Here is a 14,400-nt window from a genome sequence, read left to right on the forward strand (position 1 = left end):
CCTTCATGATGCTGGCTGCACGCCCACGTGCAGCCGCCACGCCAAAAGCGGAAAAAGACATGCCGAAACGTACAGACATCAAATCAATCCTCATCATCGGCGCCGGTCCGATTGTCATTGGTCAGGCTTGCGAATTTGACTATTCCGGGGCCCAGGCCTGCAAGGCTTTGAAGGAAGAAGGCTACCGCGTCATTCTGGTCAATTCGAACCCGGCAACGATCATGACCGATCCGAACCTGGCCGACGCCACCTATATCGAACCGATCACCCCGGAAATGGTCGCCAAGATCATTGAAAAAGAACGCCCGGATGTTTTGCTGCCGACCATGGGCGGACAAACAGCCCTTAACACCGCCCTGTCCCTGTCGGATGACGGCACGCTGGAAAAATACGGCGTTGAAATGATCGGGGCCAAAAAGGACGTGATCCGCAAGGCCGAAGACCGGCTTTTGTTTCGCGATGCCATGGACAAGATCGGCCTGGAAAGTGCCCGCTCGGCCATGGTGCGGACCTATGAAGAAGCCCTTGAAGCCGTAAGCCACACCGGCCTTCCCGCCATCATTCGCCCCAGCTATACCCTGGGCGGTGAAGGCGGCGGCATTGCCTATAACCGCGAAGAATTTGAACAGATCGTCCGCAACGGCCTGGCCATTTCACCGAGCCACGAAGTGCTGATTGAAGAAAGCATTCTGGGCTGGAAAGAATATGAAATGGAAGTTGTCCGCGACCATGCCGATAACTGCATTATCATCTGCGCGATTGAAAACGTCGATCCGATGGGCATTCACACCGGCGATTCCATTACCGTCGCCCCGGCCCTGACACTGACCGACAAGGAATATCAAATCATGCGCGACGCATCGCTTGCGGTGCTGCGTGAAATTGGTGTCGATACCGGCGGGTCGAACGTGCAGTTCGCGGTGAACCCCGATGATGGTCGCCTGATTGTGATTGAAATGAACCCGCGTGTGTCGCGGTCTTCGGCTCTGGCATCAAAGGCAACCGGTTTTCCGATTGCCAAAATCGCTGCCAAGCTGGCGGTTGGCTATACCCTTGATGAACTTGATAACGACATTACCGGTGTGACCCCGGCCTCGTTCGAGCCGACCATCGATTATGTGGTTACCAAAATCCCGCGCTTTACCTTTGAAAAATTCCCCGGCGCACAGGCGCTGTTGGGCACGGCAATGAAATCGGTTGGCGAAGCCATGTCGATTGGCGGTTCCTTTGCCGAAAGCCTGCAAAAAGGCCTGCGGTCGATGGAAACCGACCTGACCGGGCTTAACGAAGTTAAAATCGATGGCGCACCGGACAAGGCTGCGATCCGGGCAAAACTGACCCAGCCGGTCCCGTTCCGCATTCTTTACGCCGCACAGGCCTTTCGCCACGGTCTGACGCTGGAAGAAATCCAGGCGGCGACCAAGTTTGACCCGTGGTATCTGCGCCAGCTCGAAATGCTGGTGAATGAAGAAGAACAAATTCGCAAAAACGGCCTGCCGCGTGACAAACACGCATTGCTGCGCCTTAAAAAGCTGGGCTTTGCCGATGCCCGCCTGGCCGAATTGACCGGGATGGAAGAAGATGAGGTTCGCGCGGTACGTCACGGCCTGAATTTGCGCCCGGTTTACAAACGGATCGACACCTGTGCGGCCGAGTTCCCGTCGCGCACGTCCTATATGTATTCGATGTATGAAGGCGACGGCTTCTTTGATGCCGAAAACGAAGCCGAAGTGACCGACCGCAAAAAAGTGATCATCCTTGGCGGTGGCCCCAACCGCATCGGCCAGGGCATTGAATTTGATTATTGCTGTGTCCACGCGGCCTATGCGCTGCGCGAAGTTGGCATCGAAGCCATCATGGTCAACTGCAACCCGGAAACGGTTTCAACCGACTATGACACATCGGACCGCCTGTATTTTGAACCGCTGACCGCCGAAGACGTGATCGAACTTTGCCAGTTGGAACAAACCAATGGCGAACTGATGGGCGTGATCGTGCAATATGGCGGGCAGACCCCGCTGAAACTGTCCGCTGCGCTTGAAAAAGCCGGCATCCCGATCTTGGGCACCAGCCCGGACAGCATCGACCTTGCCGAAGACCGTGACCGGTTCCAGGAACTGATCAACAAACTTGGCCTGAAACAACCGGCCAACGGCATTGCCCGTTCGGTTGATGAAGCCGTCAAAATTGCCGAAAGCATCGGTTATCCGATTGTGATCCGCCCGTCTTACGTGCTGGGCGGTCGTGCGATGGAAATCGTCCACACCACCGAAGACCTTCTGCGCTACATGCACGAAGCGGTTCAGGTATCGGGCAAAAGCCCGGTTCTGATCGATAGTTTCTTGCAAGATGCAATTGAAATTGATGCCGACGCGGTATCAGACGGCGAAAACGTCTTTGTTGCCGGGATCATGCAGCACATCGAAGAAGCCGGTATTCATTCGGGTGACTCGGCCTGTTCCCTGCCGCCATATTCGCTTGATGAGGCCATGATCGACCGCCTGAAAGCACAGACCGTTCAACTGGCCAAGGCGCTTGATGTTGTCGGCCTGATGAATGTTCAGTTCGCGATCAAGGATGACGAGATTTATCTGATCGAAGTCAATCCGCGTGCATCGCGTACGGTACCGTTCGTTGCTAAGGCCACCGGCAACCCCATTGCCAAAATCGGCGCACGGATCATGGCCGGTGAAAAACTCGGCGACTTTGACATTGATCCGGGTCCGTTCAAACACATCGCGGTCAAGGAAGCGGTCCTTCCGTTCAACCGCTTCCCGGGCGTTGATACCTTGCTTGGCCCGGAAATGCGTTCGACCGGCGAGGTCATGGGCCTTGATACTGATTTTGGCCGTGCCTTTGCCAAGGCACAAATGGCGGCGGGCCATACCTTGCCACTTAAAGGCAACGTTTTCATCTCAGTCAAAAACCATGACAAACCGGCTGCAGTTCAACTCGCACGCGATGCGATTGCACTTGGCTTTGGCGTGGTTGCCACCCATGGCACAGCAGAAGCTCTTGAAAAAGAAGGGCTGGACGTCACCCCGGTCAATAAGGTACAGGAAGGACGTCCTCATGTTGTCGACATGATGAAGAACGGTGATATCAACCTGGTATTCAACACCACAGAGAGCAAACAGGCCGTGGTCGACAGTTTCTCGATCCGCCGCACAGCTCTTACTGACGATATTCCGTACTACACCACAGTCGCCGGTGCACGCGCCACTTTGCGTGCCATCGACAACCTGAAACGCGGAGCACTTGATGTTCGCGCGCTTCAGGAATATCTTGGGGACAAGTACTGAGGTTCTTAACCGAATCCGACCAAAGAGTTTAGACCGCCCGGCGGTAAATGCCGGGCGGTTGATTTTGTAGTATCGACCGCAATTAAGAATAGGCTGTGAGCGCGATGGAAAAAGTACCAATGACCCCGCAAGGGCATCAGCGCCTCGAAGAAGAACTGAGACACCGTAAATCGGTTGAACGCCTTGAGATCATCAAGGCGATTGCCGAGGCGCGCGAACATGGCGATTTGTCGGAAAATGCCGAATATCATGCGGCACGTGAACGCCAGAGCTTCTCCGAAGGGCGCATTGCCGAGCTTGAAGATGTTTTAAGCCGCGCCGAAGTCATCGACGTGCCGTCACTGGCCGGGTCGATTGTAAAATTCGGGGCAACTGTCAGGCTGGTCGACGAAGACACCGATGGTGAAACGACCTACCAGATTGTTGGCCCGATTGAGGCTGACATCAATAAAGGCCGTATTTCAACCACCTCGCCGATTGGCCGTGCGCTGATTGGCAAGGCTGTCGGTGATTCCGTCGAAGTCAGCGTGCCCGGCGGCACCAAAGCCTATGAAATCCTTGCGGTCAATTTCGCCTGATACCTTTTATTGAGCCAAATCGGGCCCGGCGCTTGGATCATCAGAAACTTTTAAGTTTGAGTCCTTAGTGTCGGGCCGATACTTTGCTTTCGATTGGGAACGTCTAATGAGTAAAACGATTGCATCCTTCTTGGTGCACCTCGTACGTGGATCAACATTTTTCATGACGGCATCCCGCAAAGTCATGACCCATGGCAAGGTGATGGAATTTCTTGATCCAACCCTCACCGTCAACTGCCCCAATAGCTCGCTCCACTTTAGCTGCCCAACAGCGCGTGCGGCACACGATCCTGATCATTTATTTAATGGCGAGCCCGAAACCATACGATGGATAAATTCCATTCCTCGCGACGAGGTTTTATGGGACATAGGTGCCAATGTCGGCACTTATGCAATTTATGCCGCCGTAGAACGCAAATTGAATGTCGTGGCCTTCGAACCTAATGCCGCAACTTATGCAGTTCTGGCGCGTAACATTGAAATGAATAAATGCGGCCATCTTGTTTCGGCCTTTCCGATTGCCCTTTCAGAGCACACATGTGTTGATCATTTATATATGGCCAATAGTGCGGCAGGACACTCCATGCATGCATTTGGCACGAGTGAAAATGCTTTGGGACATATCGAAAATGCAATAAAACAATCTGTTCTCGGATATTCGATTGACGATTTCATCCGAACGTTTGATATCCTCAAACCCGATCACATCAAACTGGATGTCGACAGCATTGAAGACCTAATCATCAAAGGTGGGGAAAAAACCCTCTCTGAAAATGTTAAAAGCATCTTGATCGAGGTCATAGGCAACGATTTGTCGGCACGAGAAAAGATGCTGGCCAACCATATCGAATCCCTTGGCTTGAAACACGACCCGGAATTCTCAGCTCCCGGTGACACGCGCAATATTCTGTTCCGTCGTTTTGATTAAGATGCCGAGAAGACAAGAGGCGTTAGCAGTTCTCTTGGTTGAATGGTGCTTGTGTACCATCTTTCTATGGATACCCTCATTCGTTTAACTACGACAAGCTATATGCGTTCTGAATTGAAGGATAAATTTTGATTTTTCAATTTTTTACAAATCAAAGCTGAATGGCCCGGTGTTCCGCATCGGGCCATTTTTCTTTTACAAGGCCTGATAATGCCATGACTGAAATGTTTGATATCCGCCTGGCGGCTTTAAAGGACTGTGCCAGCGTTGCCGACATGTCGAATAATCTGCATGTCGAACTCGACTATGACAACCCGCCCCACAGCCCCCACAGCATCGAACAAATGATGTTTGGCCCCCGCCCGCTAATCGAAAGCCTGATCGCCTTTCACGGGGAACATCCGGCGGGACAAGCCATTTTTCAGCCCTTCTACAACCCTGACCATTCCGTGCCGGGTTTATGGATGACCGAACTGTATGTCGCGCCGGACTTTCGCTCGGCCAAGGTCGGAAAGCAGCTTATGGTGGCACTGGCGAAACTGGCGCTGGATCGCAACTATGTTTCGATCTGGTGGAGCGTCTTGCAAAGCAACGAAGCCGCCTGCCGGTTTTATCAGCGCCTGGGGGCGCGTAATTCCGGTGCCGTGCAATATGAAATCGACGGCAAGATCCTGACCGCACTGGCCCGTGGAAACGGACCAGAGCTACCTGTCAATGTTGCCCCCTGAAAAACAACGATAAACAACAAAAAACCCCGTCAGTTGCCCGACGGGGTTACAGCGCTTTGATTTAAATTCAGGCCGCACGTTTATTGGTCTTCGGCATCAACATCAATCGGCACACCGGGTTGGCTTTTTGCCGTGCGAATCGACAAGGCCGACTTAACGTGATTAACGTTTTGGGCCACGGTCAATTCAGTGGTCAGAAATTTCTGATATTCGTCCCAGCTGTGCGAAACGATTTTCAACAGAAAATCCATATCGCCCGCCACCATGTGGCATTCGCGTACTTCGGGCCAGTCGGTGGCGCGTTTTTCAAATGCGCGCAAATCATGTTCCGCCTGGCTGGACAAACCGACCAGAGCAAACACCGTCACGTTATAGCCCAGCGCCTGTGCATCGACATCGGCGTGGTAACCCTGGATGAACCCGGCTTCCTCAAGCGCGCGAACGCGACGTAAACAGGGAGGTGCCGAAATACCGGCACGGCGCGCCAGCTCGACATTGGTCATCCGGCCATCTTCCTGAAGATCGCGCAAAATTCTGCGGTCGATCCTGTCGAGTTTGACCCGTTGCATCTATTCCTCGATTCTGTGCGCTGATACCACCCCGAACGAAACAATATTACAGCGGGGCCAATGGCTGGCAATAATATATTCGGACCAATTTTGCAACTTTCCGCAAACGTAAAGCAACGGCTGCGCACGAAAGTAATAACGTTTTGCTCGAAAACCGCGATGGCGCACAATCAACGGCAAAGGACGCGCCCCACATGCATGTCTGCCATCCGTTCCTGCACCGAAAAAGGACGCATTATCGCGTTCCATCTGTTGCACAAGCCCGCCTTCACCCATATGTTCGTTTCCCAGTCCCGATTATCGTTTCACAACATCTGGCAATGGCGAATCTCATATGGCCCAGGAACACCACATTAACGTCCTTATCATCGGGTCCGGCCCGGCCGGTTACACCGCAGCAATCTATGCCGCACGCGCAAATCTTGCCCCTATGATGGTAATGGGCCTGCAGCCCGGTGGCCAGTTGACCATTACCACCGATGTTGAAAACTACCCCGGTTTTGCCGATGTCATTCAGGGTCCGTGGCTGATGGACCAAATGAAAGCACAGGCCGAACATGTTGGTACCACCATGGTGCATGACCTGATCACGGATGTGGATTTCTCCAAACGCCCCTTCGTGTGCAAAGGCGATTCGGGTGCCACCTATATCGCACAAAGCATCATTATCTCGACCGGCGCACAGGCGCGCTGGCTGGGCCTTCCCGGCGAAGAAAAATTCAACGGGCGTGGTGTCTCGGCCTGTGCCACCTGCGACGGTTTTTTCTATCGCAACAAACCGGTTACGGTTGTTGGCGGCGGCAATACAGCGGTGGAAGAAGCCCTGTATCTGGCGGGTATTTGCAGCAAAGTAACCCTGATCCATCGCCGCGATGAATTGCGGGCCGAAAAAATGTTGCAGGACCGCCTGTTCAAGCACGAAAAGATCGACGTGGTCTGGGACAGCGTGATTGAGGACATCATGGGCGGCGACGGCCCGATGGACGGGGTTGAAGCCGTGCGGGTCCGCAACACCAAATCAGACGAAACGATCGACATCCCCTGTGACGGCTTTTTTGTTGCTATTGGCCATGACCCGGCAACAAAGGTTTTCCAGGGCCAGATCAATATGGATGACGAAAACTATGTTCTGGTCGAACCGGGCACCACGCGCACCAATGTCGCTGGTGTGTTTGCCGCCGGCGATGTCACCGACAAAATTTATCGTCAGGCAGTAACTGCTGCCGGTATGGGCTGCATGGCCGCCCTTGAAGCAGAAAAATTTCTGGCAACGCAGGATGCCTGAAAAAACGCGATGGTGTGAACAGAATCACAATTATCTGTTTCTCATCCATCGCCCGGTTTTTCCACAAAAGGCCAAAGACCGTTATGTGTCTTTGGCCTTTTTTGCGTTGCAACGCGCTCTTGCGGTGAAAACCGATAGAAACCGCCCCTTTGCGCCAGACCCGATCGCAAATATCACGAATTTTTCATCCAGGCTTCCTGCGATAAAATGCTGGAAACGTGAATGGTTGCTTGCACTCCCTACACAAGCCCTCATATTACTTTGATGACGGCCTTATAAAAGCAACAAACAGTTTCGGTTAACCAGCTGGAAACCAAATGCTTTTAAAAACGGAATGCAATCAGGGGACCATCGTGCCGACCAAACGATGGTGACAAAGGAGCAGGTCAATGGATTGGGATAAACTGCGTGTCTTTCACGCTGTGGCCGAAGCAGGAAGTTTTACACACGCAGGTGAAAACCTGAATCTGAGCCAGTCTGCGGTTAGCAGGCAGATCAGTGCGCTTGAAGAAAGTGTGAAAGTACCGCTTTTTCACCGCCACGCACGCGGTCTTATTCTGACGGAACAGGGTGAATTGCTGTATCGCACAGCACATGATGTGTTTGCGAAACTTTCGATGGCCGAAGCCCGCATTCGCGAATCGAAAGAACGCCCGTCAGGACCACTAAAAATTACCACCACGGTTGCCTTTGGCTCGATCTGGCTGACACCGCGCATCAATGAATTTCTGGAACGTTATCCTGAAATTGAATTGTCGATGGTGCTCAATGACGAAGAACTCGACCTTGCCATGCGCGAGGCCGACGTTGCCATTCGTATGCAGCCGCCCCGCCAGGCCGACCTGGTTCAACGCCAGCTCATGACGCTGCGCTATCATATTTTTGCCTCGCCGGAATATATCAAGGCGCACGGCATGCCCAAAAAACCCGAAGACCTGAAAGATCACCGTTTGATCATTTATGGCGAAGATGCAAGGCCGCCGGTTTCCAATGTAAACTGGATGATGAATGCCGCGTTGCAATTCAAGCCTGACATGCGGCCGATCCTGAAGCTGAACAATATTTACGGCATTTACCGCGCCACCGAATCGGGTTTGGGTATTTCCGCCCTGCCAGATTATCTGGTTCCGGCGGATAGCAAACTGGTCCGTATTCTGCCTGAACTCGAAGGCCCCAGTTTCGATGCCTATTTCGTCTATCCCGAAGAATTGCGGCACAGCAAACGAATCGGTGTTTTCCGCGACTTCCTGATCGACAAAATCAGCGAAGTGAAAGCAAGACTGGCAGCTAACGCCTGAGGTTCTGCTACCTGCCCCTTTTAAGCACCGTACATTTCCTGTAACCCTCGCCAACCAGGTTTGGCGGGGGTTCTTTTATCGGCCACCAAGTGGCACCAGTTTATCGGCGAGTCCCGATTTCAAGCAATCCACAGCCCCCCCCCCGCAGCAAGCCCCGATACCCCGGATTTGTATCTGCATATTTAACTGCACCGCACAAAACCATCACCGCCCCTGTCATAATGTCTTCATTTTACGGACACTTTTTTGCCATGCGCTTTGCGCATGGTTGAATTGTATCTTTTCTATTTTTAAACAAAAGATCAGCCCCATATATCTGCATCTATGGTTGTTATTAATCACGACATCAAAGATCTTATCTATCTTTTTCGACCCCGGTTTCGGGGCGTCTGGCCAAAACGTTATTTGGCTTGGAGTCCAAGTGATTCCGCGTCTCCCAGACGTAAAAGCCTCCCTGTTGAGACTCACGGCAGACCGAAAGGACTGCCGTTTTTTTTGTTCTGGTGCAGGACACAAATGCGTGATGCCACTGGAACTTCAGGAACCCCGCGTTACAGACCAACAGAATATCTATCAGTTTTCTTTATTTTCAATGCTTTGATGCATTCCAGGAACCTATACAAGAAATATGCGTTTTACGCATGGCAGAAAGAGCAATTTGACAGTGGTATTCAGCCGCCAAATCGCTATTTTGTCACTCGAACCGCAGCGGTGAACACCGCATCGCGGTACAGAGTTTTCTCCCTGACCGTTTTTCGGTCTTAGCCGGGCGCCCTGCCCGGCTTACCCAGGGCCCCGAGAGGGGTCCTACGTCTCCCAGACGTGAAGCCTCCCTGATAAACTTGCCGGGCATTTTAATGCCCGGCTTTTTTTTGTCCTGATTTTCCCCTTGCCACTGCCTCCGCCATACAATGCCATCCCACGGCCCCGACACCAGACTGTGATCATCCGTGTTAATGTCTGACTTGGCAGGACAGGCAAGACCGATCACTATGCCCTTGCACATCGACAAGGCACATAAAGCATATTTCCTTTAATATGATCCATTTTGCCAGCTCAGTCTGCCGCCTGGTAAGGAGAAGTCCGCAGGGCGTAATGGGTTTACGGACAAGGATTTCGACGCGGCCAGGCGGCAGACTGCGCTGGCCCACAGGGTTTGATTTTGGCGGTGTTTGGCGGCGTTACACCGCTCGCCCGATGCGCCGCATCGCGCAGCGCGCTGTGCCTTGCCAAACGACACGCCAAAAACAAACAAAATGGATCATATTAAAGGAAACATACTTTAGATGAAACATAACGTCGGCGAATTCCTGTTTGGCAGGGCACCACAAACCAGCCTTCCCGAACGGGTCAGCGATGCCATTACCCGCCAGCAAAGCAACAGTGAACAGCTGATTGGCTGGGTGCAGTTATTGCTGGTCACCATATTTGGCACCCTTTATGCGATTGCCCCAAAAACAGCTATGAATGAGGGCTTTCACCCGGTCCCCTGGGCGCTGGCGTTATATTTTCTATTCACCTTCAGCCGTCTTGCCCTGTCCTATCGCATCAACTTGCCTGCCCCGGTTCTGACCCTGTCGGTCATTGCCGATATCAGCCTGTTAATGGTGCTGATCTGGAGCTTTCATATCCAGTATATGCAGCCCGCCAGCTTTTACCTGAAAGCGCCGACGATGATGTATGTCTTCATCTTCATCTCGTTACGCGCCCTGCGGTTTGATCCACGCTATATTTTGCTGGCCGGGGCCAGTGCAGCCATTGGCTGGCTGGTGCTGGTGCTCTATGTGCTCTGGAGCGAAGGCGGCCACAGCATGATCACGCGCAATTACGTCACCTATCTGACCTCCAATTCCATTCTGATCGGGGCCGAGGTCGATAAAATCATTTCAATCGTCATGGTATCGGGGGTATTGGCGATTGCCGTTTTACGGGCCCAACGTTCATTCCGGCGCGCCGTGGCCGAGGAAATAGCGGCTCAGGACCTGTCGCGCTTTGTCTCGCGTGAGGTCGCACATCGCATTACCCATGCCGACCAGCAAATTCGCCCTGGTGACGGCGAAGCGGTCAATGCCACCGTGATGTTTACCGACATCGAAGGCTTTTCAACGGTATCGGAAACCTTAAGCCCGACAGAACTGGCACAGATGCTCAATGAATATTTTTGCGCGACCAGTGCGGTAATTGAAAAATTTGGCGGCGTTATTACCCAGTTTCAGGGCGATGCCATGCTGATTACCTTTAACGCCGTCAAACCAGACCCGAATCACGGGGAAAATGCCGTTCGCACCGCCCTTGAAATTCAACATTTGTGCGAAACCACGACCTTTTGCCACGGCGGCAAACTCAAAACCCGCTGTGGCATCAATACCGGCGATATTATTGTCGGTGCCATCGGATCGGAAAACCGGCTGACATTTACGGTTCACGGCGACACGGTTAATATCGCCGCCCGGCTGGAACCCTTAAACAAGCAGTTTGGAACCTATATCCTTGTCGCCGAGACAACACGCGCCCAGTGCGATGGCCCCCTGGCCAGCACAGGCTGGACACAGCGCGGCGACGTTACAGTGCGGGGCCGCAGCCAGCCCACCCCCATTTTCAGCACCGATTACCGCAAACATGATGACGTTTTTGCCCCAAACCTGACTGGCATCACCACATCATAAACCCGATGTGCCAAAAGACCCGGGCAAACTCTGGTGCGTCATCGCCCCCTCTATAACCCCTTCGATTTTCCAATACATCCTGCGCTATGCACCGGTGCGACGTATAACCAAGGGCCTTTGTGTCAATGGCAGACTTGGCACAAGGTATAAGACCGTTCACTATGCCCTGATACTTCGGTAGGATGGGGCATATACCATGACGTACAAGATCGCCGAATTTCTGTTTGGCAAAGCATCAAATAAGAGTCTGCCCGAACGGGTCAGCACTGCGATAGCCCGCCAGCAAAGCGACAGCGAACAGTTGATTGGCTGGGTGCAGTTATTGCTGGTCACCATATTTGGCACTCTCTATGCGCTTGCTCCCAAAACAGCCATGAATGAGGGCTTCCACCCACTGCTATGGGCGCTGGCACTATATTTTCTGTTCACCTTTACCCGTCTTGTCCTGTCTTATCGCATTCGGTTGCCCGCCGCGGTTCTGACCCTGTCCGTAATCGCCGATATCAGCCTGTTAATGGTGCTGATCTGGAGTTCCCATATCCAGAATGCGCAGCCTGCCAGCTTTTATCTGAAGGCACCGACGATAATGTATGTGTTCATCTTTATCGCGTTGCGCGCCCTGCGGTTTGATCCGCGCTATATTTTGCTGGCCGGTGCAAGTGCAGCCATTGGCTGGCTGGTGCTGCTGCTCTATGCACTGCAAAATGACGGCGGCCAAAACATGATCACGCGTGATTACGTCACCTATCTGACCTCCAATTCCATTCTGATCGGGGCCGAGGTCGATAAAATCATTTCAATCGTCATGGTATCGGGGGTATTGGCGATTGCCGTTTTACGGGCCCAACGTTCATTCCGGCGCGCCGTGGCCGAGGAAATAGCGGCTCAGGACCTGTCGCGCTTTGTCTCGCGTGAGGTCGCACATCGCATTACCCATGCCGACCAGCAAATTCGCCCTGGTGACGGCGAAGCGGTCAATGCCACCGTGATGTTTACCGACATCGAAGGCTTTTCAACGGTATCGGAAACCTTAAGCCCGACAGAACTGGCACAGATGCTCAATGAATATTTTTGCGCGACCAGTGCGGTAATTGAAAAATTTGGCGGCGTTATTACCCAGTTTCAGGGCGATGCCATGCTGATTACCTTTAACGCCGTCAAACCAGACCCGAATCACGGGGAAAATGCCGTTCGCACCGCCCTTGAAATTCAACATTTGTGCGAAACCACGACCTTTTGCCACGGCGGCAAACTCAAAACCCGCTGTGGCATCAATACCGGCGATATTATTGTCGGTGCCATCGGATCGGAAAACCGGCTGACATTCACGGTTCACGGCGACACGGTTAATATCGCCGCCCGGCTGGAACCCTTAAACAAACAGTTTGGAACCTATATCCTTGTCGCCGAGGCGACACGCGCCCAGTGCGATGGCCCCCTTGCCAGCACAGGCTGGACACAGCGCGGCGACGTTACGGTGCGGGGCCGCAGCCAGCCCACCCCCATTTTCAGCACCGATTACCGCGAACATGCGGAAAGTTCAAACCCCGACCAGCCGGGCATAACGGCACCGCAAGTGCTGATCTCGGAGCACACCAACATACCGCTAAACAGCCTGCCCACACCGTCAAAAACCGTTCGCTAAAACATCCACCAGACAAAAAAACGGGGTGGGTCGGGGGAACCCACCCCGTTCGGGGACAGATGGTCTTGGGGAGACCGACCGAACACGGAATAGACCGTGGGGGGATGATTACCATCAGGGGAGAACGGCAATCCGGTCCCGGTGGTTGGTGAGGGAGGGCACCGCACCGGTACATCCTGTTCGGTAAGGATGAATATGCCGTCCGAATACGGCAAGAAAACCGGGCGCTTTAGGCCATTTCGTGCCGTTTTAAGGCAAATTTATGCCCCTTTTAACAATTCCCTGATCGCAACTATTCCTAAGGATATGATTTTAGTTTCAATCAACATTAAAAATGTCCTGGCAGGTAAAAACCGGCACATCCGTCCCCTGCGCCAGCCCCGGGTCAACACCAGAAAGATTGCCTTGTATCGGTTGCCAGATGCACAAAAAGAAAAGCGAAGCAGGTGGGGGAACCTGCTTCGCCTTTTCTTGGGGACAGATGGTCTTGGGGAGACCATGCGAACGCGGAATTTTTGACCTTGGGAAAGATGTTGCTTGGGGAAACAACAATCAGGTCGCCGGTGGTTGGTGAGGGAGGCACCGCACCGGATGTCATCGCGTCCGACAAGTAAGAATATGCCACGTGATTGCGGCAGAAAATCCGGTCTCTCAAGGCCATTTCATGTCAATTCAAGGCAAAATTGTGACCCATATCACACCCTTTATCAAACCGGCCAAATACCAAAAAACGAGACAGGTTGGGGGAACCTGGCTCGCTTTTTTTGGGGGGACAGATGGCCTTGGGGAGACCAGTCGAACGCGGAATTTTTGACCTTGGGGTGATGTTGTTGGGGGAACAACGATCAGGCCGCCGGTGGTTGGTGAGGGAGGCACCGCACCGGCTGTCATCACGTCCGACAAATAAGAATATGCCGACAGATTGCGGCAGGAAATTCGGTCTCTCAAGGCCATTTCGTGTCAATTCAAGGCAGAATTGTGGCCGACAGCAAGCCCGGATCAAACCAGCCAAACACCAAAAAACGGGCCAGATCGGGGGAACCTGGCTCGCTTTTTCTTGGGGGACAGATGGTCTTGGGGAGACCAGTCGAACACAAATGCATGGGCCTGTGGGGTGCAGAGCGCTGTTGGGGACAACGGTATCAGGCCTTGGCGATAACGAGGGAGGGGCGCATCGCCAATTGATGCTGTGTTCGACAGTTATGAATATGCCCCCAAAATACGGCATGAAAACCAGTCGCATAAGGCAATTTTGGGGCAAATCAAGGCAGTATGAACAAAATTCAGATTGTTATGAAACCCGTGCTTTGCCTCTCCCCAAAAAAAAGAGGGCGGGAAATGCCCGCCCCCATTTTGGGGTCTAATGGTCTTGGGGAGACCTGGTCAGCTTTTGGCACATAA

Annotated in this window: 10 protein-coding genes; 9 read left to right on the forward strand and 1 reads right to left on the reverse strand. The window is 53.0% G+C overall.

Annotated elements, in window-relative coordinates:
* Nucleotides 1–59 precede the first annotated feature (59 nt).
* The 4 genes from carB (at nucleotide 60) to AAC086_RS05710 (ending at nucleotide 5,536) form a co-directional block, all read left to right on the forward strand.
* Nucleotides 60–3,302 (forward strand): carbamoyl-phosphate synthase large subunit, encoded by a 3,243-nt coding sequence (gene carB / locus AAC086_RS05695; protein ID WP_339776386.1) that lies wholly within the window; start codon nucleotides 60–62, stop codon nucleotides 3,300–3,302.
* Between the two features lie 104 nt (nucleotides 3,303–3,406).
* Nucleotides 3,407–3,880, forward strand: coding sequence for a transcription elongation factor GreA (greA, locus tag AAC086_RS05700; protein WP_339776388.1), 474 nt, complete (start codon nucleotides 3,407–3,409; stop codon nucleotides 3,878–3,880).
* Between the two features lie 106 nt (nucleotides 3,881–3,986).
* A complete protein-coding gene (locus AAC086_RS05705) occupies nucleotides 3,987–4,808 on the forward strand; it encodes an FkbM family methyltransferase (RefSeq protein WP_085587998.1) in 822 nt (273 codons plus the stop codon).
* Between the two features lie 215 nt (nucleotides 4,809–5,023).
* Nucleotides 5,024–5,536: a GNAT family N-acetyltransferase gene (locus tag AAC086_RS05710; RefSeq protein ID WP_339776391.1), complete on the forward strand. Its 513-nt coding sequence runs from the start codon at nucleotides 5,024–5,026 to the stop codon at nucleotides 5,534–5,536.
* Nucleotides 5,537–5,616: 80 nt separating this feature from the next.
* Here AAC086_RS05710 and AAC086_RS05715 read toward each other — a convergent pair whose 3' ends face one another.
* On the reverse strand, nucleotides 5,617–6,105 hold the full coding sequence (locus AAC086_RS05715) for an Lrp/AsnC family transcriptional regulator (protein ID WP_339776394.1): 489 nt from the start codon (nucleotides 6,103–6,105) through the stop codon (nucleotides 5,617–5,619).
* A gap of 334 nt (nucleotides 6,106–6,439) precedes the next feature.
* On the opposite strand from AAC086_RS05715, the gene trxB reads away from it, so the two are divergent.
* The 5 genes from trxB to AAC086_RS05740 all read left to right on the forward strand — a co-directional run bounded on the left by trxB (nucleotide 6,440) and on the right by AAC086_RS05740 (nucleotide 13,518).
* The gene (gene trxB, locus AAC086_RS05720; RefSeq protein WP_339776397.1) at nucleotides 6,440–7,390 is read left to right on the forward strand and encodes a thioredoxin-disulfide reductase; all 951 of its coding nucleotides are present in this window, start codon (nucleotides 6,440–6,442) and stop codon (nucleotides 7,388–7,390) included.
* A 389-nt stretch (nucleotides 7,391–7,779) separates the two neighbouring features.
* A complete protein-coding gene (locus AAC086_RS05725) occupies nucleotides 7,780–8,688 on the forward strand; it encodes a LysR family transcriptional regulator (protein ID WP_339776399.1) in 909 nt (302 codons plus the stop codon).
* 1,286 nt (nucleotides 8,689–9,974) lie between these two features.
* Nucleotides 9,975–11,354 carry an adenylate/guanylate cyclase domain-containing protein gene (locus AAC086_RS05730; protein WP_339776401.1) on the forward strand — a complete coding sequence of 460 codons (1,380 nt, stop codon included), beginning with the start codon at nucleotides 9,975–9,977 and terminating at the stop codon, nucleotides 11,352–11,354.
* Between the two features lie 196 nt (nucleotides 11,355–11,550).
* The gene (locus AAC086_RS05735) at nucleotides 11,551–12,999 is read left to right on the forward strand and encodes an adenylate/guanylate cyclase domain-containing protein (protein WP_339776403.1); all 1,449 of its coding nucleotides are present in this window, start codon (nucleotides 11,551–11,553) and stop codon (nucleotides 12,997–12,999) included.
* Between the two features lie 195 nt (nucleotides 13,000–13,194).
* A complete protein-coding gene (locus tag AAC086_RS05740) occupies nucleotides 13,195–13,518 on the forward strand; it encodes a hypothetical protein (protein WP_339776406.1) in 324 nt (107 codons plus the stop codon).
* Nucleotides 13,519–14,400: the final 882 nt, after the last annotated feature.

Source organism: uncultured Thalassospira sp. (assembly GCF_963976115.1).
Taxonomy (GTDB): Bacteria; Pseudomonadota; Alphaproteobacteria; order Rhodospirillales; family Thalassospiraceae; genus Thalassospira.

What these genes read in the sequence shown, in the direction of transcription:
- carB (WP_339776386.1), top strand. Translation starts at nt 60, where the DNA reads ATGCCGAAACGTACAGACATCAAATCAATCCTCATCATCGGCGCCGGT.
- greA (WP_339776388.1), top strand. Translation starts at nt 3,407, where the DNA reads ATGGAAAAAGTACCAATGACCCCGCAAGGGCATCAGCGCCTCGAAGAA.
- AAC086_RS05705 (WP_085587998.1), top strand. Translation starts at nt 3,987, where the DNA reads ATGAGTAAAACGATTGCATCCTTCTTGGTGCACCTCGTACGTGGATCA.
- AAC086_RS05710 (WP_339776391.1), top strand. Translation starts at nt 5,024, where the DNA reads ATGACTGAAATGTTTGATATCCGCCTGGCGGCTTTAAAGGACTGTGCC.
- AAC086_RS05715 (WP_339776394.1), bottom strand. Translation starts at nt 6,105, where the DNA reads ATGCAACGGGTCAAACTCGACAGGATCGACCGCAGAATTTTGCGCGAT.
- trxB (WP_339776397.1), top strand. Translation starts at nt 6,440, where the DNA reads ATGGCCCAGGAACACCACATTAACGTCCTTATCATCGGGTCCGGCCCG.
- AAC086_RS05725 (WP_339776399.1), top strand. Translation starts at nt 7,780, where the DNA reads ATGGATTGGGATAAACTGCGTGTCTTTCACGCTGTGGCCGAAGCAGGA.
- AAC086_RS05730 (WP_339776401.1), top strand. Translation starts at nt 9,975, where the DNA reads ATGAAACATAACGTCGGCGAATTCCTGTTTGGCAGGGCACCACAAACC.
- AAC086_RS05735 (WP_339776403.1), top strand. Translation starts at nt 11,551, where the DNA reads ATGACGTACAAGATCGCCGAATTTCTGTTTGGCAAAGCATCAAATAAG.
- AAC086_RS05740 (WP_339776406.1), top strand. Translation starts at nt 13,195, where the DNA reads ATGCCGTCCGAATACGGCAAGAAAACCGGGCGCTTTAGGCCATTTCGT.